The sequence below is a fragment of the Microbacterium sp. BWR-S6Y genome (assembly GCF_041379845.1).
In the GTDB taxonomy this organism is placed as follows: Bacteria; Actinomycetota; Actinomycetes; order Actinomycetales; family Microbacteriaceae; genus Microbacterium; species Microbacterium hydrothermale.
In genome coordinates, this window is sequence record NZ_JBFECV010000003.1 from 83095 (window position 1) to 99903 (window position 16809).

A 16809-nucleotide genomic window follows, 5' to 3' on the forward strand; every position below is an offset into this window, starting at 1 on the left:
GAGACCGGCGTCGGCTCCGTGTCGTGCGGTACCGGTCAGTGCTCGGGCATGTGTGTCATTTCCTCGTCCAAGAACTTGGTGATGGCGTGGAGTGCTTTCGGCGAGATGTCGCCGAGGGTGCGGGCTGCGTAGGACTTCACCTTCGCGGCCCGCATGGACCGAACCAGATCGAGCTGCGCTGAGACCTTCTCGGGAGTGGCGGCACCGTCCTCACCGAGAAGGAACGCGGCGTCCACGTCGAAGAACGCGGCGAGCCCCTCGAAGACGGCGGGGTCTTGGACGTAGCGGTGGCCGTTGACCATGTAGGTCCAGCGCGACCGCGACAGGTTGGTGCCTCGTTCGTGGAGGTAGTCGGCGATCTGCGAGTACGTCGGTTCCGTGCCGGACTCGGCGACGGCGACGTCCATCAGGAGCCGCAGACGCTTGGCGAGGTCTTCGGCCGCAGCCTGGCTCTCGTCTTCGGTCATGGCGGTGACCCCCTTCCCTTCGCGACGGGCAAGGCATCCATGTGATCCACCCGGAGGGTGGTTGTGCATGCTCAACCGTAGTCGTTGAGCATGCACAAATCAAGGCTTGCGCATGCTCAACGATGGGTGTTAGAACAGGACTCCGGGACATTTTGAGCATGCTCAATGCTCGGTTTCGGTCTCGGCTCGGGCTGCCTCAAGGAGGTGAACGATGTCCAGCTCACGATCCGGGCGCGGGTGTTCGCGCCTACCTGCCAGGTGTACCGCCGCGCGCAACCTTGGCGCGGCCCGCCGAAGAGGAGGCCGGAGCATGGCATCGAACGAGGACGCCCGCGCGGCAAGGGAAGCGAAGCTCGACGAGCTGCACGAGAAGTTGACTGGCGCTGTCGAGTCGCTGGTCTCGGGTGACGACTGGCGGCAGGCGCTGGCCTTCGCGGCTCGGTTCCGGTCGCGGTCGTTCAACAACACGATGCTGATCTGGGTGCAGCACGAGGCCGCGTTCGAGGCCGGCCGGGTGCCGGAGCCCTTCCCGACTCTGGTTGCCGGGTACCGGCAGTGGCAGGGGCTCGGGCGGCAGGTGATGAAGGGCCAGCCCGGCTACATGATCTTCGCGCCCGTGACGGGCCGGTTCGCCACCGCGACGCCTGCCGATGCGGGGTCGTGGCGGCGGCTCGGGCCGCGGGAGAAGCCGAAAGCCGGCGAGGTGGTGCGCTCGCGGATGGTCGGCGCGAGGCCGGCGTACGTGTGGGATGCCTCGCAGACCGACGGTGAACCGTTGCCGGGGCCGCCCGCTCCGACGCTGCTGGAAGGCGAAGCGCCCTCGGGGTTGTGGGAGGGGTTGGCCGGGCAGATTCGCGGGGCGGGGTTTGAGGTGCTGCGGGTGCCGCACGAGGGGATGATCTCCGGCGCGAACGGCATGACCGACTACGAGGCGCGCACGGTCGCGGTGCGGGAGAACATGGACCCGGCCGCGCAGGTCAAGACTCTCGCGCACGAGCTGGCGCATGTTGTGATGCACGATCCCGATGACGAGGAGGCGCGGCAGCATCGCGGCATCCGTGAGGTCGAAGCTGAGTCTGTCGCGCTGATGATCGGTGCCGCGCACGGCATGGACACTGCCGGGTACACGATCCCGTACGTGTCGACGTGGGCTGCCCGCGTGGACGGCCAAGAGCCCGTCCAGGTGGTGCAGGCCACCGGCGAGCGGGTGCGGAAGACCGCGCTGGCGATCCTCGACCAGCTCGACACGCTCCAAGTCGGCGACGGCACCCCGCCCGGCCTCGAACGCAACACCCCCAGTCCGCGCACCTCCCGCACACCTGCGGTGGAGGCGGATCGACCGCGTGCTGTGCCGGTTATGGCAGGGCGGGGGCTGTGATGCCCGAACCGTTCGATGTCCTTGCGGCGCTCATCCGCGTGGATCGCTCGCCAAGCCTGGCGCTGGCGGCGCGGACCCTCGCGGCGGCTGGCGTGCCCGTGTTTCCGTGCGTCGTCGAGGGGAAGCGTCCGCTGACCCGTCGTGGGTTCCTCGACGCGAGCAGCGACCCGGAACAGGTTGCGGCGTGGTGGTCGCGCACACCGGACGCGAACATCGGCATCCCGACCGGCGCGGCATCAGGTGTCGTTGTCGTCGATGTCGATGTCCACGGCCCCCACGACGGCCGCCCGGCCTTCCAGCGCGCCGCCGACGCGGGGCTCGTCGACGGGGCGGGTCTGCTGGTGCGCACACCGACCGGTGGCGCGCACGTGTACTTCCCGGCGACACCGGGCAGAGAGCAGCGGTCGTGGCAGGCAGCCACCGCTGGTGTCGATTTCCGGGGCGACGGCGGTTACATCATCGCTCCGCCCTCCCGGCGAATCATCGACGGCCACGTCCGCCGGTACGAGGTCGCCGACATCGCCGCGCACTCGGTCTGCGCGGTGGATGCGGCCCGTCTGCGGGATTTCCTCGACCCGCGCCCCGTCGCTCCACCACGCGCGAGCAGCGGCTCGATGGGTGTGGATGCTGAGCGGTTGGCGGCGTGGGTCGCCGGGCGGGGCGAGGGCGAGCGGAACCGGGGCCTGTTCTGGGCCGCCTGCCGCCTCGCCGAGAACGGCGTCCCGCCGTCCGACGCCCTCGATGCACTGGGGGCTGCGGCACAGTCGGCGGGTCTGGGTGATCGCGAGATCACCACGACGGTGCGCTCTGCCTACCGATCCACCCAGCCCGCGCCCGAGGCAACGTCAGACGGCAGAACCCAGAGCGCGGGTCGATGGTTCGGCCGCTCGGCGAGCGCGCCGTCCGCAGCCTTCGGGAGGGCCGGGCTGTGAGGCGTGAATCGGACGGGCGGCGCTGGGCTGCCATGACGGCGGTTGCGGGGACGGTGTTCATCGCCGCCGGGGCGTTCTGGCTGTCGTTCACGTCGTTGGCCGATCTGGCCGCTCGCTCCGGGATCGGGGCGGGGCAGGCGTGGGCGTGGCCGCTGATCGTGGACGGCATCATCGTCGTCGCCACGGTCGCCGTCGTCGCTCTGGCCGGGCAGCGGTCGGCCTGGTACCCGTGGGTGCTGCTGGTCGGCGGCGCGCTCGTCTCGGTGACGGCGAACGCCATTCACGCTGTCGTCGCCGCAGACGCCGACGTTCCCAGGATGCTCGCGGCCTCGGTCGCCGCGGTGCCGCCCGTCGTTCTGCTCGCCATCACGCACCTGACCGTGATCCTCACCCGCACCACCGACCCCGACAAGGAACCCGCCGCCGCGTTCTCTACGGTCGCCGTCGAGCCCATGCCAGAGCTGCCGTCTGGCGACGCGCAACCGGCTCGTCGAGACGACGATGTGGCGGATCGGCGTGCCCTGGGCTGGGAGCTGCGCGAGGCGGGCTGGTCGAACAAGCGGATCGCCCGCGAACTCGGGGTGCATCCCTCGACCGTGGGCCGCTGGTTCGCCGTCGCGCACCTCACTGACACCAACAACACCGCAGACGAGCGGGAGGAGACGACCCCATGAACACAACTGAGAACCCGCAGCACCGCGACCCCGCTAGGCCCGATCCGGCACGGCTGGTGCCTGACGAGCCGCGGGAACGCCCCGAGCCCGCCGAGGCGACGAGTACGCCGGAGGCGGTGCGGGCCGCGCAGGTCGCCCGCGATGACAAGCAGCACGCGCTCGTTCGCGGGCGCGGCGTGGAGTGGGTGCGCCCCACCGACCTGATCGCCCGGCACTCGGCGCACGCGGCCGGGCGTGGCCTCGACTTCCACGCCGAGCTCGCCCGCCGCACCCGCACCCCGCTCGGGGCCGGCGTTCGCCGTCTCGGAGATCGCGCCCGGCGGCTGCCTCCGATCTCGGCGTTCGGGCGCAGCACCGCACCGGCGTCGCAGGTGTCCCGTTCCGGGGTCTCGATGAGTTGACGGAGGTGACAGGTCATGGCTGCGACGGCATCGGCAAGCAGGACGCGCTCGTGGGAGCGAGTGAGCACCTGCCTGCCAGGAGGTGCCGACACCATGACCACACCAACCAGCACCAGCAGGAACACCAGCACCGAACACGCGACGGTCTACGGGGCTGAGGACTTCACCACCGGCGAGGGCCTGCGCGCCCTGCTCAATCGCCTCGCCGAAGGTGGCGAGGATGCCTGGGTTCACGACCCGGTGGCCCGCGACCTGATGGAGTTCGCCGCCGACAAGTACCGCGCTCTGGCGAGGAAGCACAAGCTCGATACCTGGGAAGCAGTCACGGCGGCGTTCGACGCGATGCAGTACCGCTCGACCCGCGAGGCCAACGATCCGTGGGCGATCATCACCCACGCCGTGCGGATCACCTGCGTCTACGAGGAACGAGCCCAGGGACTGCTCTGCTCGGTGCACCAGGCCCGCCGCGCGCACGTCTCCGCGTTCCACGACCCCGAACGATTCTCCGAACGCGACACCGCGCTGGCCGACTACCATCCCGCGTTCCACACCACCGACCTGCGCCCCAGCGACCTCGAACCGCAACCGCGCGACAATCTCGGGTCGGCGCAGGCATGCATGTCCGCCGGGTCGGCGGCCGAGGACGCCATCACGATGCTGTGCCTACTCGACTGGCCCGCCGACACCGCACGGGCCGCCGTCGAGCACGTCTGCGGGGCGTTGATGAAGGCCGGCACCCGCCAGTCCGCCTACGAGACGCTGCGCCGCGATCGGCACGCGCGGGCACTGCTCGACCTGCCGCGCCGCTCCTGGGCCGCACTCCTGAAAGCACTGCTCGGGAACCCGCACCCGGCCTACGTCGCCACCAGCAGCGGTCGCGGCATCCTGCTCCGGCTCCTGCTCGGCGAAACGCTCGACCTGCTGCTCCGCGACGACGACCTGATCCTCGCGCTCGCACTGGCCGCACCGAGTAGTGGAGGCGGTGAGTCATCGTGACCGAGCCACAGATCGGCAGCATCCAACTCGACCGCACCGTCGATTCGATCCACGTCGGCACCCGGCACCGCGCCGACCTCGGCGACATCGACGCCCTCGCCGCGTCCATCGACCGCGACGGCCTGCTGCAACCCCTCACGATCACCATCGACGGCGTGCTCGTGTGCGGGGCACGACGCCTGGCCGCGATCAAGAAGCTCGGCTGGCGCACCGTCAACGTGTGGGTTCGCAGCGGTTTGTCCGACCGGCTCGGGCAGCTCCTCGCCGAGCAGGACGACAACATGCTCCACAAGCCTTACACCCAGCTCGAAGCCGCCGGCCTGTACCGGGAACTCAAGCAGGTCATGGCCGAGGACGCCGCCCGCCGGAAGTCCGCCACGCAGTTCAGCAGCGAGAACCAGCCCGGAAACGACGGTGGTGCAAACTTTGCACCACCGTCGAGCGGGCCGCTCGGGAAGGCCCGCGAGCAGGCGGCGGCGATGATCCCCGGCGGCGCGTCGCACACGACGTTCGAGAAGATCGGCTACCTCGAAGACATCGCTGGCAACCCTGCCCTGCCAGAGACCCTGCGCGCCGAGGCTTCCGCTGGGTTGGAGAGGATTGAGGCCGGTGACCCGGTGCATCCGATCTACCAGGCGATCCGTGAGGCCGACACGACCGCGCGGGAGCGGCGCGAGGCCGAGATGCACGCTCGCGCCGAAGCAGCCGTTGCCCGCGCGAAGTCGATCAAGAAGGGCAAGCGCACCCCACCCAAGCCATTGCCGCTCGTCACCGGCGACGGGCAACCCGTCCGCTATCCGCTCCGGGCGTTCGTCCAGACCTGGGGCGAACTGACGAACTGGTGGATCCACTACGACGCCGACACCCTCGCCGCCGAGCTGACCGACGAGCAGTTCGAGAACTTCCTCGCCACCGCCGACGGCACAGTCCGGTTCGCCGACGCACTCCGCACCGCCCGCGACGACGCGGCGGGGCGGCCACGCCTCCGCGCGCTCTGACCACGGGCACGGGTGCCGGGTGCGCACCTGCTCGGCATGAGCCCTGCATCCACCGATCCCCGGAACCGCCGCCGACTCTTCGCCCTCATCGCCGCCGGCATCGTCCTGCTGCTCCTAGCCGGCGTCGGCGTCTACGGACTCCTCACCGGCCCCCGCAGCAACACCACCCCCGATCCCGACCCCGAGCCTGGCCCGACCACGACAGCACCGCCGTCGGTGGCACCGAGCACGCCCCGGTCGCCGCGGGTACCGGCGGTTCCGCGTTCGGCCGATCCCGAGACCTTCGCTCGCGGTGTCGCGTCCACTCTGTTCGCGTGGGACACCGCCTCGGGGCTGTGGCCGCTGGACTACACCTCAGCGATCCTCACGGTCGGTGACCCCAGCGGCGACGAACAGGCGGGGCTCGCCTCCGACGTGGCCGTCTACCTGCCGACCCGCGACGCCTGGATCGAGCTGCGGCAATACGCCACCCGCCAGCACCTCACCATCGACACCGCGTACGTCCCCGACGCCTGGGCCGACGCCGTAGCGCAGGCCCAGCCAGGGCAGCTCGCGGCAGGCACGACGGCCGTCACGATCGAGGGCACCCGCCACCGCGCCGGGGTCTGGAACGGGCAACCGGTCACCAGCGAGCATCCGGTCGCGTTCACCGTGTTCGTCGTCTGCGGACCCACCTACCCGACGTGCCATCTGCTGCGGCTGTCGCAGCTCGACAACCCGCTGCGGTGAAGGGGCTGTCGTGTTCCGCAAAGCCGCCATCGCAGCCCTGGCGCTGCTGTTCCTCGCCCCCGCCGCAGCACTCCTCGGGATCGGGGTGCTGATGAACCCCGCTGCCGCCTACTGCGCCACCCCTGCCGGGACCGTGAACCTCGGCACGATCCCAGACTCGCTCACCGTGACCACCGCGAACGGCGAGACCTTCACTCTGAACCGTCAGCAGCTCACGCACGCGGCAACGATCATCGCCGCCGGCAACGGCATCACCGACGTGGGCCGGCCAGGAATCAAGATCGCGCTGATGGCCGCGCTCACCGAATCCACGCTACGGATGCTCACCAACACCGGCACCTACCCCGAGTCGGCGAACTACCCCAACGACGGCAACGGCGGCGACCACGACTCCCTCGGACTGTTCCAGATGCGCCCGCAATCGGGATGGGGCACCGTCGCCGAACTGATGGACCCGAACTATCAGGCGCGAGCGTTCTTCGGCGGGCCAACCGGACCGAACTACCCCTCACCGCGCGGCCTGCTCGACATCCCCGGCTGGCAACAGATGGAACCCGGCGAAGCCGCCCAAGCCGTCGAAGTCTCCGCCTACCCCGACCGCTACCGCACCTACGCGCCCGTCGCCGACAGCATCCTCGCCGCCCTCACCAACAGCGGCAGCGCGACTGGCGGAGTGGGTGGCCCGGCGGTCTCGTCGTCGCGGGTGGTGTTCCCGCTGCCCGAGGGCACCTGGGTGCTGACCTCGCCGTTCGGGATGCGCATTCACCCGATCACAGGCGAACGGAAAATGCACACCGGCACCGACTTCGCCGCACCCGACGGCACCCCGATCCTCGCCGCCGCGGACGGCACCGTGACCATCGCCGAGTTCTCCGGCGGGTACGGCGGCCTCATCGTCATCGAGCACACCATCGACGGCAAGACCGTCGCGACCGCCTACGCGCATATGTGGCAAAGCGGCATCCACGTCCGCCCCGGTGACCGCGTGAGCGCCGGGCAGCACATCGGCGATGTCGGCTCCTCGGGCATGAGCACCGGCGCACATCTGCACTTCGAGGTCCGGCCCGGCGGCACGAACGGCGAGGCCATCGACGCCGCCGCCTGGCTCAACCAGCACGGGGCCGCGAACCTGCCCACGGCGACCAGCGGATCACCCGCCGCCTGCAACGCGACTGCGGGCGCGCCGACCGGTGTCGATGGAGACCCCGACCGGCTCGTCGACGATCCCACCAGCTCGGGCAAGATCACCGCCCGCATGCTCCACCTCCGCCAGCAGACCCTCACCGCGTTCCCCGACACCGGCTGGGGCTGCTACTCACCGCGCCCCGGCACCAAGTCCGAGCATCCCCTCGGCAGAGCGTGCGACATCACCTTCGGCAACCGCATCGGCCAGCACCCCACCCCGACACAGCTCGACGCCGGCTGGAAGGTCACCAACTGGATGAAGGACAACGCCGACGTGCTCGGCGTCGAGTACCTGATCTGGCAAGGCCAAATCTGGTCCGTCGCCCGCGACGCCGAGGGCTGGCGACCCTACAACGGCGGCGGCATGCACGACCCCGCCTCCATCACCGGAGGCCACTACGACCACCTCCACGTCACCGTCAAGGCAGGGTGATCGACGATGGGTGTCTTCCCCGACTTCAACGGGCTCGGCGGCATCGGAGACCTCCGCGCCGTCGTCGGCGCGCTCCTGACGTTCGTCCTCATCGTCGCCGTCCTCATGCTCATCGTCTCCGCGATCGTCTGGGCCATCGCGACAGCCCACGGCAACTACGCAACCGCCAGCAAAGGACGCATCGGAGTGCTGGTCGCTGTCGGTGCCGCCGTCCTCGCGGGAGGCGGCGTCGCCTGGATGAACTGGCTCCTCAACCTCGGCCAGCAACTCTGACGCTGAACCTCTCTGAGCTCGATGCCCACGTCCTCGGCGGCGTGGGCATCGCTGTCTCTGCTGTCGAGGGGTTGCGGGTGCACCTGTGGCGTGTACCCCCGTCTGCGAGTCCGTGGGCGGGCCGCCCGTCGCCAAGGAGACCTACCGTGTTCGATCTGCTCGCCAACGTCATGTCCGCGCCGCTGCTGGTGCCGATGGACATCAACATCGACCCCAACACCAACGGGCTGCCGGGGATCAATCAACTGCGTACCATCGTCGGCGCGGTGATGACCATCGGCCTGATCCTGTCCGTGCTCGCGCTGATCGTGTCCGCGATCGTGTGGGGCTTCGGCGCGAACTCCTCCAACCCGCACCTCGCCTCGCGCGGGAAGATCGGCGTCCTCGTCTCCTGCGGTGCCGCGGTGATCTGCGGCGCGAGCGTGACGCTCATCAACTTCTTCTGGAACGTCGGCCAGTCCGTCTGACTCGCCTGTCGTCGAGAGCTGGTGTTCGTGATGGGCGTGTGCGACGTTCCCGTGATCTCCTCGGTCTGCGATGCCGTCGGCGAAGGAGCCGCCTCTCTGGTCGCGGCCCCGTTCGACTGGCTCGCCCAGGCGATGGGTGCCGCCGCCGGGTGGCTGTTCGAGGCGGTCTGGTCGGTCTTCGACACCACGACCCTGGTGGATGTCACCAAGCCCGGCTACATCGCCGTCTACAACCTGCTGTTCGGCATCGCGGTCTTCGTGATGCTGATCTTCTTCTGCCTCCAACTCATCACCGGCCTAATCCGCCGCGACCCCACCGCACTCACCCGCGCCGCGCTCGGGCTGGCGAAGTCCGTCCTCGGATCGTTCGTCGTCATCACGCTGACGGCACTGCTGCTGGAAGTCGTCGACCAGCTGTGCATCGGGATCGTGCAGGCCGCCGGAGAGACCACCGAGTCGATGGGCGACAAGATCGCCCTCCTCGCCGCAGGACTGGTGGGCATCAACATCGCGGCCCCCGGTGTCGGTGCGATCATCACGATCTTCATGGCCGGCCTCGCGCTCACCGCCGCCGCGATCGTGTGGCTGTCCCTCCTCGTCAGGAAAGCACTGCTGCTGGTGGCGGTCGTGTTCGCGCCGCTCGCGTTCAGCGGCGCATCCTGGGACGCCTCGCGCGGGTGGATCGGAAAGTGGGCGATGTTCGTCGTCGCCCTGATCTGCTCCAAGCTCGTGCTCGTCGTGATGTTCCTCGTCGCGATCACCCAGGTCTCCGCACCCATCGACGCCGACCTCGCCTCCGTCAGCGACCCCATCGCGGGGATCGTGCTGATGGCGATGGCCGCGTTCGCCCCCTACCTCACCTACAAGTTCATCGCGTTCGTCGGGTTTGACATGTACCACGCGATCGGCTCCGAACAGGACGCCAAGAGCGCACTCAACCGCCCGATCCCCGTCCCCACCAAACCCCAAGGCGGCGGCGACCCGAAGAAGGTACTCGACGGAACCAGCAGCAGCGGGAACGCAGGAGGAGGCTCCGGTGGAGGAAGCAGCGCACCGCCACCCCCGAAGACCCCGGCACCGGCACCCGCCGCGGGCGGCGGAGGTGCAGCCGGTGGTGGAGCCGCAGCAAGCGGGGGCGGCGCGGCCGCAGCCGGTCCCGTCGCGGCAGGCGTCGTGGTCGGCGCGAGCGTCGCCAAGGGTGCCGCGACCGCCGGCCCGAAGGCCGGAACCGCGTTGGGAGCCCAAGGCGAGCACGCCGCCGACGCAGCCGCGCAGACACCGCCACCGCCCGCAGCCTCGCCTGCGGCACCGCCGTCGAGCCCTGCACCACGACCGCCGAGCACTGATCCGTCCCCGCCGCCGAAGCAGCCCCCGCCGCCCGCGCCACGCCCACCGAAGGAATAGACGATGAGCAGCACGAACCACGACCGTCCCACCGCGGGCGAACTCGTGCCGGTGAAGTTCTCCCGCCTCACCCGCCGCGGTGTCCTCCTCGGCCTGTCGCTGACCCAGCTCATCACGCTCGCCATCGGCGGAGCCACGCTCATCGGCGCGTTCTACGCCGGCGGCGGGATGCTGCTCGCTTACACCGCCCCCATCTGGGTACTCGCCGCCGCGCTGACCTGGATACCCATCGCGGGCCGGCCCATCGTGGAGTGGCTGCCCATCGCCTGCTGGTGGCTATGGCGCACCACCGGCGGGCAACTGCTGTACCGGCGCAGGATCGTCGTCCCTCGCCCCGTCGGCACCCTCGCCCTGCCCGGCGACATGGCGCGACTGCGCGAATACACCGACCCCGACACCAGTGCCGGGATGATCCACGACCCCCACGCCGCCACACTGACCGTGGTGTGCGAGGTCACCCATCCCGCGTTCGTGCTCCTCGACCCGGGCGAACAGGAACGCCGTGTTACGTCTTGGGGCCGTGTGCTGGCCACCGTCTGCCGCTCCGGGCGGATCGCCACCCTTCAGGTCTTGGAGCGCACGCTGCCGGACTCTGGCACCGGACTGGCCGAATGGTGGGCCACCCACGGCACTCCAGATGGATCGTGGGCGGCCGACACCTACGCCGAACTCATCCAGCGTGCGGGACCCGCCGGCGAACGCCACGCCACCACGCTCTCACTGTCACTGGACATGAAGACGGCGGCGCGGCAGATCAGGACCGCCGGAGGCGGGATACGCGGTGCTGCCGCCGTGTTGCGACAGGAGATGAACACCCTCGTCGCCGCGCTCCGCTCCGCCGACCTCTCGCCCTCGGGGTGGCTCACGCCGGGGCAGATCGCGGTGATGCTGCGCTCCGCCTACGACCCGGCGATCGCTGCGACCCTGGAACGGCACGGGAGGCTCGGCCAGTCCCTTGCGACTGCGGGGCCGCTTGCGGTCACGGAGACCTGGGGCAGGCTACGCACCGACTCCGCCCATCACGCGGTGCTCTGGGTCAGCGAGTGGCCGCGATCGCTGGTGTATCCGGGGTTCCTGTCGCCGGTGTTGCTGTCCACCGGCATCCAGCGGTCGTTCTCGCTGATCTGCACCCCGATGCGCTCCGATGCCGCTGCTCGCGACATCCGCAAGAAGAAGGTCGAGCACATCTCCGACCAGGCCCAGCGCGCGAAGATCGGCCAGATCGAGGACGCCTCCCAGACCGCCGAGTACCACGACGTGCTCCAACAAGAAGCCGACCTCACCGCCGGACACGGCATCCTCCGCTACACCGGCCTCATCGCCGTCTCCGCGCCCACCGTCGAGGAACTCGATGCCGCCGTCGCCGCCATTGAGCAGGCCGCGATCCAAGCATCCTGCGAGACTCGGCTCCTCGTCGGCCAGCAAGCAGCCGCGTTCACCGCCGCCACACTCCCGCTCTGCCGCAGAGTGTGAAGGTCGATCATGGTGGCATCCAAGATTGGCGATGTCGGGACCGACGCACCGACCGGAGCCATAGTCGACGGGGGCACCTCTGGCAGGATGGAACTCCACGATCCCTGGCGACAAGGAGGCTCGCTGTAGTGACCATTCAGGACGCGCGAAATGCGATTGAGGCGGTCTGTAAGGCCGGAGCGTCACATCTCAAAGTCGAGTTCGAGGCTGAAGGAGCAACAAGCGCGGAAGCGTCCCTCTTGGCTACACTCGCCGACGAAGCCAACCTGGAGCTGGTTGTCAAGGTCGGCGGTTGCGAAGCCGTGCGAGACATCCGAGAAACTCTTCAACTCGGAGCCCAGAGCGTGGTCGCGCCGATGATCGAATCCCCATTCGCCGCTTCAAAGTTCGTGCGCGCTGTCACCGTTGAAGCTGACCTTCAGGGCATGAAACTACCGCAACTTGCGATCAACATCGAGTCAGTCGCAGGTGTTGCGGCGCTTCCTGAAATTGCCAACGCGCCCGTCGCAGAGAAGATTGAACGCCTCGTGCTGGGACGGACAGACTTGACTGACTCTCTCGGACTCTCCCGTGGGCATGTTGAAGATTCAGCCGTCAGGGATTTGGCTATCCAGACGTTTCAGATCGCGCGAAGGCTTGGCATATCGACGACCCTCGGCGGGACAATTACTCTGCGGTCTGTTCCCTTCATTCAATCACTATCGGCGCTTATCGACAGCGTGGAGACAAGGAAAGTTGTGTTCCCGATCGGGAGGACTTCGCACCTATCCGCTGCGATCGCGGCGGCAGTCCATTTTGAGTTGGCCTGGCTCGACTTGAAATCGCGGGAGCTCGCGCCGCTTACAGCAGCTGAGGCTAAGAGACGTGCTGACCTGGGAGTGAGGTTGGCCACCACCTGATCATCGCGCAAGCAGTTCCGCACGCCGCATCTGCGCGAGTGGACCAGAGGACCTAAATCGCGTTGGTAGATATCGATCTGTTCTGCGCCGAACGCGAACCCAGGCCCACCAAGCCATCGGAGAAACCGCAAACAGCCGCCACTCCTTTGGTAAACCCAACCTGTCGCCGGAGATCGTTTCTTGGATCTCTGAAGTCAGCTCCGGAAATACCTCGTTCAGCGCTGCGAGCGTCTCCGATATCGACCCGGCCGTCGGATTCATCAGATAGGACTCCAGCGTGTAAAAGTAGTTCACGAGAATCTTCGTCCGGCGGAAGTGGCTAGCAACAGCGCGAACGCTCGGTCTCCCGTCAGCATCCAGCGCAGCCTGAACGCGCTTGAGGGCCAGGATGCTGTCGAAGCGCGAAAGCCTTGGCTTCGAGGTCACCGAACCGGAGCGTTTTCGGTAGGTGGCGAGCACTCGCGGGAGAAACGAGACCTTCTTCGCGTATAAGAGCGCTAGGTAACTAAACTCCAGGTCCTCTCCAACAGAACAATTTCGCGTGTATGCCAGCGCATGCTCTGCAACGTGCGTGCGCTTGTAGGCAGCACTCGCCGTCCAGACACGAAGTGAACGATCGACTACGCGCCGGTAAAGCGCCTCCTCGCCAGTCATGTTCAGTGGGAGCTGGGGATGGACGTCGAAGTATCGTCGGAGGACCGAACCGTCGGCAGATTCGGTGTCCCACCCCCAACACACTACGTCGGCCGCATAGTCAGAAACAGACGCTCGAAGCAAAGCAAGGAGTTCATGCGACACGCAGTCATCGCTATCGAGGAAGAGTAGGTAGTCGCCTCTTGCGTGCTCGATGCCCCTGTTCCGTGCCGCACTTACCCCTTGGTGAGATTGCCTGACAATCTTCGAGTTCGCGAGTGGGATGCTTCGCTGGAGAGTGAAGAACTGATCAGCCGTGTTGTCGGACGAGCCATCATCCACAAAGATCAGTTCGGCATCTTCACCGAGCAAGGAGGCGACGCTCTTGAGCGTGGGCGCCATGTGGCCACTGCTATTGTGTGCAGGCATGACAATTGAGAGAATCACAAAAGGTCTCGCAGCCGCGCGCGCACGATCGAGTCGACGACCGTTCTCGATGAGCAGTTGACCAGCTCGACGCCGCGGCTTTGGCAATAACTGGACAGAAATCGGAATGCCATAAGCACTTCAAGATATGACTCTGCGCATCGCTCCATGTCGCGTTTGCGATACTGATTCCGAAGCCACTGATCAGTTTCGGGCGACACGCTATACGCGTAGCTGCTGTCCGCACTCTCTTCCATCGCCGTCTGGACGTTGGCGACAATGTTCGTAGTGTCGCAACCAAGGAGGTAGATCTGCCGGAATCCGAGATGTATCGCGACAACTATGCAGTGCTGAATGACGGAACTAAATCGTGGTATCACGCGAGACAGGTTGTCCGATATCTGGTAGTAGTCCGAAAAGTAGTACGGGTTACAAAAGTACCGGACGTCATGTACGCGCGCACCAGACAATTCCTCAAGTTTCCCGATCTCCGAACTCGGGACGAAGGTGGTCGGCGGTTGGCCGGAGGCCACTCCTTCTCTGCTCGTGATGTGCGCGAGGCGGGAGGCCATCGCCCGATCAGCGACTGAATCAGAACCCATGGAAAAGAATCGCCGATCAGAGATCACATGGTAGCGCGGTGGCGGCGCTCCCAACTCCTGAGCATCGAGGTTGTTGACGGAGAACAGAGTCTCACCGTTTAGCAGTGTGAGGTCTTCGTCAAGCAACGAGGGTCCATTACCCAGAATGAAGCACCTCTCGCCTTGGTGCGTGCCACGAAGCGGAAGGTTCAACTTGATGGCCTGCCGCTCTGCTGGGTGCGAGGCAAGGTACCGAGAACTACGGGCATGCCAGAATGCCTTGCGGATTGGCTGCAACGCGGCGGTATACGTCTTCATCGCATCCAAAGACTCTCGGTGTGAAATCCAGTCTCGCGTAGCCTGGTAGCGGTCTGCCAGACTTGTCGGAACTCTTCAATCGAGTCCGTGGTGTGAAGCGCATGGCGCCCGACTCCACACATCCGCCGAACCTCTTCCTTGACTTGCAGAACCAGATTTGTTTCGGCTTCAACGACCAATATTTGAGCGCGGTCCGATTCGCGCCAAACACCCTTCGACTTATCGGTCGAGAATCGAAACCCGTCGTCCTCAGTGCCGATGAAGTCCTCGCCGGCATAAACGCGCACTACGAACTGTCGTAACGTCGAGTAGTGCATGGAGGGCAGCAGGAGCCTATGTTTAACTTGCAGAGCGCCATTGATCAGTTGCTCCGAATCATTGGCTCGATAACCACCAAACGTCGCAGGCCACATAATGAGAGCGTGGAGACGATCGGTGCGCACGCGTGCTTCACCGTCTGCGAAGATGCGCCTCACCCCCGTAAGACTCGTACAGAAACTCCGCAACCGCAAAGTCTGTGGGTGTATCAATATCGATGCCTTCGATTTCGTCAAGCACGCGAAGCACGGGAGCGTAGCCAAGAACGTTCTTGCGTTCAATCATCGTCGTACGCGGCAGAATGTTGATCGCGAAGTTCAGCGCGTCGATTCTTGGAAGGTCTTGCGACCGCGGCTGATTTGCTGGGTCGTAGTTGATTGGACTCCCGTCTCGCAACAAGAACTCCCGTACAAGCGAAGTCGTACTAACTGAGTCATGATCTTCATCCATGCTCATGAAAGTCTCAATGAGATCCTCGACAGTTGCGTCACGGATAAGCGGACTAGTGCAGTTGGCATAGAGGATCGTCTCAGCTTCAAGCTCCGAAGCCATGTGGCGGTAGACCTCGCTCATCGGTGCTTCGCTGGAGGCGAGTGAACCAGGGCGGCGCTTCGCTACGCAGCCATGTTTCCGTGCGATCTTGAGGATTCTTTCGTTCTCAGAACTGACTACGATCTCATCGATACCTCTCACACGGATCAACTGGCCCAACTTTATGTCGAGAAGGGTGCTGTCGGCGAATGGTCGTGTGTTCTTGTCTTGGACTCGTTGTGAGCCGCCCCTGGCGGCCACCAACGCTACGACTCTCACGTCTCCACCCCTTTTCTCTTGTCGCCCGCCTCGCCAAGTGCCCACTGAGCCATGCGCTGGATTCCTGCGGCTGCATCTACCTTCGGACTCCAGTTCAGCTCCCTGGCGATGCGATCGAATGAACAATAGATGCCGTGTTGATCGCCAGGGGTGCTTCCCTCCACCTCGACTTCAACGTTGAACGGCAGCGAGGAAGCGATCAAGGAGAGCAGTTCCTCTACTGTTGTCTTCACTCCGGTGGCGACATTGTACGCACGGAATTCAAAAGGCCGCGCCGAGGCGCCCGCCAAGGCGAAGGCTTCGACGGCATCATCAATATAGACCAGATCGCGAAAGCGGTCCTTGCCGCCTTTCACCTTGATCTGTCCGGAACTTACTGCCTGGCCGAGGAAGATGCTCGCCATACCTTGATTGAGGTTGGACAGGTCTTGGCCGGGTCCGTAAGTGTTGTTGAGGCGTAGCGCGGTGCAGGCTATTCCTTGGTCAGCGTAGAGTCGAAGGTATGACTCGGCGGCTATCTTGCCAACTGCATAGAATGTCTTCGGACTGAAAGGGTGTTCCTCTGTTACTGGAAGCGTCGCCGGATCGCCGTAAACTGCCATTGAACTCGCATATATGACAGTCGGACATCCGGTTTTCTTTGCATAGGCAAGCAGCAGCAGTGTTGACTGGACATTGGCTTGGAGGTCATACACTGGGTCCGCGAAACTAGGAACGCCCCCACTCTGCCCGGCAATGTGATAGATCGCGTCGAACTGATGCTCGCCAAGATGGTCGAACGTATGCGGACTACTGAGATCAGCAATGACGGTCGTGCAGCCTTCGGGGATGGCCCCAGCGGAACCAGAACTGAGGTTGTCGATGGTCGTGACCTCATGTCCTTCGTCTAGGAAGCGTCGAGCAACTGCGCTTCCTATAAAGCCACCTGCACCGGTGACCAGTAGTCTCCCCATCGAACCTCCGCTTGCCTGTTGATGGCGCATTGTCAGACAGAACCTGGTCGAGGGTGACCGC

At 66.0% G+C, this 16809-nt stretch carries 19 protein-coding genes; 13 read left to right on the forward strand and 6 right to left on the reverse strand.

Translation table 11 applies throughout. The features are described from left to right. Positions 1–35: 35 nt before the first annotated feature. Positions 36–467, reverse strand: coding sequence for a hypothetical protein (locus AB1K56_RS07395; protein ID WP_094182230.1), 432 nt, complete (start codon positions 465–467; stop codon positions 36–38). Between the two features lie 310 nt (positions 468–777). Between AB1K56_RS07395 and AB1K56_RS07400 the strand changes: the two genes are divergently transcribed. From AB1K56_RS07400 to AB1K56_RS07460, 13 genes are all read left to right on the forward strand, one after another. Next, on the forward strand, positions 778–1845 hold the full coding sequence (locus tag AB1K56_RS07400; protein WP_371205133.1) for an ImmA/IrrE family metallo-endopeptidase: 1068 nt from the start codon (positions 778–780) through the stop codon (positions 1843–1845). Continuing rightward, positions 1845–2777, forward strand: coding sequence for a bifunctional DNA primase/polymerase (locus AB1K56_RS07405; protein ID WP_371205134.1), 933 nt, complete (start codon positions 1845–1847; stop codon positions 2775–2777). Before AB1K56_RS07400 ends, AB1K56_RS07405 begins: the two co-directional genes overlap by 1 nt. A 32-nt stretch (positions 2778–2809) precedes the next feature. Then, positions 2810–3451: a DUF2637 domain-containing protein gene (locus tag AB1K56_RS07410; RefSeq protein WP_371205135.1), complete on the forward strand. Its 642-nt coding sequence runs from the start codon at positions 2810–2812 to the stop codon at positions 3449–3451. Continuing rightward, entirely contained in the window at positions 3448–3852 is a 405-nt protein-coding gene (locus AB1K56_RS07415; RefSeq protein WP_371205136.1) for a hypothetical protein, read from the forward strand. Before AB1K56_RS07410 ends, AB1K56_RS07415 begins: the two co-directional genes overlap by 4 nt. A 93-nt stretch (positions 3853–3945) precedes the next feature. Continuing rightward, the gene (locus AB1K56_RS07420) at positions 3946–4848 is read left to right on the forward strand and encodes a hypothetical protein (RefSeq protein ID WP_371205137.1); all 903 of its coding nucleotides are present in this window, start codon (positions 3946–3948) and stop codon (positions 4846–4848) included. Next, complete coding sequence (locus AB1K56_RS07425; protein WP_371205138.1) at positions 4845–5846, forward strand: ParB N-terminal domain-containing protein; 1002 nt, start codon at positions 4845–4847, stop codon at positions 5844–5846. Before AB1K56_RS07420 ends, AB1K56_RS07425 begins: the two co-directional genes overlap by 4 nt. Positions 5847–5882: 36 nt before the next feature. After that, complete coding sequence (locus tag AB1K56_RS07430) at positions 5883–6575, forward strand: hypothetical protein (protein ID WP_371205139.1); 693 nt, start codon at positions 5883–5885, stop codon at positions 6573–6575. Positions 6576–6585: 10 nt separating this feature from the next. Further along, positions 6586–8193 carry a M23 family metallopeptidase gene (locus AB1K56_RS07435; protein WP_371205140.1) on the forward strand — a complete coding sequence of 536 codons (1608 nt, stop codon included), beginning with the start codon at positions 6586–6588 and terminating at the stop codon, positions 8191–8193. Positions 8194–8199: 6 nt separating this feature from the next. After that, entirely contained in the window at positions 8200–8466 is a 267-nt protein-coding gene (locus AB1K56_RS07440; RefSeq protein WP_371205141.1) for a DUF6112 family protein, read from the forward strand. Between the two features lie 170 nt (positions 8467–8636). Continuing rightward, a complete protein-coding gene (locus AB1K56_RS07445) occupies positions 8637–8933 on the forward strand; it encodes a DUF6112 family protein (RefSeq protein ID WP_227007205.1) in 297 nt (98 codons plus the stop codon). Between the two features lie 30 nt (positions 8934–8963). Beyond that, entirely contained in the window at positions 8964–10337 is a 1374-nt protein-coding gene (locus AB1K56_RS07450; protein WP_371205142.1) for a conjugal transfer protein TrbL, read from the forward strand. A 3-nt stretch (positions 10338–10340) separates the two neighbouring features. Beyond that, positions 10341–11810 carry a PrgI family protein gene (locus AB1K56_RS07455; RefSeq protein WP_371205143.1) on the forward strand — a complete coding sequence of 490 codons (1470 nt, stop codon included), beginning with the start codon at positions 10341–10343 and terminating at the stop codon, positions 11808–11810. Between the two features lie 128 nt (positions 11811–11938). Next, positions 11939–12709 carry an aldolase/citrate lyase family protein gene (locus AB1K56_RS07460; RefSeq protein WP_371205144.1) on the forward strand — a complete coding sequence of 257 codons (771 nt, stop codon included), beginning with the start codon at positions 11939–11941 and terminating at the stop codon, positions 12707–12709. On the opposite strand, the gene AB1K56_RS07465 is transcribed toward AB1K56_RS07460, so the two are convergent. The 5 genes from AB1K56_RS07465 to AB1K56_RS07485 are packed head-to-tail and all read right to left on the reverse strand — an operon-like array spanning position 12710 to position 16778. Beyond that, positions 12710–13771, reverse strand: coding sequence for a glycosyltransferase family 2 protein (locus AB1K56_RS07465; protein ID WP_371205145.1), 1062 nt, complete (start codon positions 13769–13771; stop codon positions 12710–12712). Positions 13772–13785: 14 nt separating this feature from the next. Then, a complete protein-coding gene (locus AB1K56_RS07470; protein ID WP_371205146.1) occupies positions 13786–14667 on the reverse strand; it encodes a hypothetical protein in 882 nt (293 codons plus the stop codon). After that, positions 14664–15143 carry a hypothetical protein gene (locus AB1K56_RS07475; RefSeq protein WP_371205147.1) on the reverse strand — a complete coding sequence of 160 codons (480 nt, stop codon included), beginning with the start codon at positions 15141–15143 and terminating at the stop codon, positions 14664–14666. Before AB1K56_RS07475 ends, AB1K56_RS07470 begins: the two co-directional genes overlap by 4 nt. After that, positions 15118–15840, reverse strand: coding sequence for a cytidylyltransferase domain-containing protein (locus AB1K56_RS07480; RefSeq protein WP_371205148.1), 723 nt, complete (start codon positions 15838–15840; stop codon positions 15118–15120). Before AB1K56_RS07480 ends, AB1K56_RS07475 begins: the two co-directional genes overlap by 26 nt. Beyond that, positions 15792–16778 (reverse strand): NAD-dependent epimerase/dehydratase family protein, encoded by a 987-nt coding sequence (locus AB1K56_RS07485; protein ID WP_371205149.1) that lies wholly within the window; start codon positions 16776–16778, stop codon positions 15792–15794. The genes AB1K56_RS07480 and AB1K56_RS07485 overlap by 49 nt, the downstream gene beginning before the upstream one ends. Positions 16779–16809 lie beyond the last annotated feature (31 nt).

Bases quoted from the DNA above. Each gene is read 5' to 3' on its own strand.
- AB1K56_RS07395 (WP_094182230.1), bottom strand. From the start codon at position 467: ATGACCGAAGACGAGAGCCAGGCTGCGGCCGAAGACCTCGCCAAGCGT.
- AB1K56_RS07400 (WP_371205133.1), top strand. From the start codon at position 778: ATGGCATCGAACGAGGACGCCCGCGCGGCAAGGGAAGCGAAGCTCGAC.
- AB1K56_RS07405 (WP_371205134.1), top strand. From the start codon at position 1,845: ATGCCCGAACCGTTCGATGTCCTTGCGGCGCTCATCCGCGTGGATCGC.
- AB1K56_RS07410 (WP_371205135.1), top strand. From the start codon at position 2,810: ATGACGGCGGTTGCGGGGACGGTGTTCATCGCCGCCGGGGCGTTCTGG.
- AB1K56_RS07415 (WP_371205136.1), top strand. From the start codon at position 3,448: ATGAACACAACTGAGAACCCGCAGCACCGCGACCCCGCTAGGCCCGAT.
- AB1K56_RS07420 (WP_371205137.1), top strand. From the start codon at position 3,946: ATGACCACACCAACCAGCACCAGCAGGAACACCAGCACCGAACACGCG.
- AB1K56_RS07430 (WP_371205139.1), top strand. From the start codon at position 5,883: ATGAGCCCTGCATCCACCGATCCCCGGAACCGCCGCCGACTCTTCGCC.
- AB1K56_RS07440 (WP_371205141.1), top strand. From the start codon at position 8,200: ATGGGTGTCTTCCCCGACTTCAACGGGCTCGGCGGCATCGGAGACCTC.
- AB1K56_RS07445 (WP_227007205.1), top strand. From the start codon at position 8,637: ATGTCCGCGCCGCTGCTGGTGCCGATGGACATCAACATCGACCCCAAC.
- AB1K56_RS07450 (WP_371205142.1), top strand. From the start codon at position 8,964: ATGGGCGTGTGCGACGTTCCCGTGATCTCCTCGGTCTGCGATGCCGTC.
- AB1K56_RS07455 (WP_371205143.1), top strand. From the start codon at position 10,341: ATGAGCAGCACGAACCACGACCGTCCCACCGCGGGCGAACTCGTGCCG.
- AB1K56_RS07465 (WP_371205145.1), bottom strand. From the start codon at position 13,771: ATGCCTGCACACAATAGCAGTGGCCACATGGCGCCCACGCTCAAGAGC.
- AB1K56_RS07470 (WP_371205146.1), bottom strand. From the start codon at position 14,667: ATGAAGACGTATACCGCCGCGTTGCAGCCAATCCGCAAGGCATTCTGG.
- AB1K56_RS07485 (WP_371205149.1), bottom strand. From the start codon at position 16,778: ATGCGCCATCAACAGGCAAGCGGAGGTTCGATGGGGAGACTACTGGTC.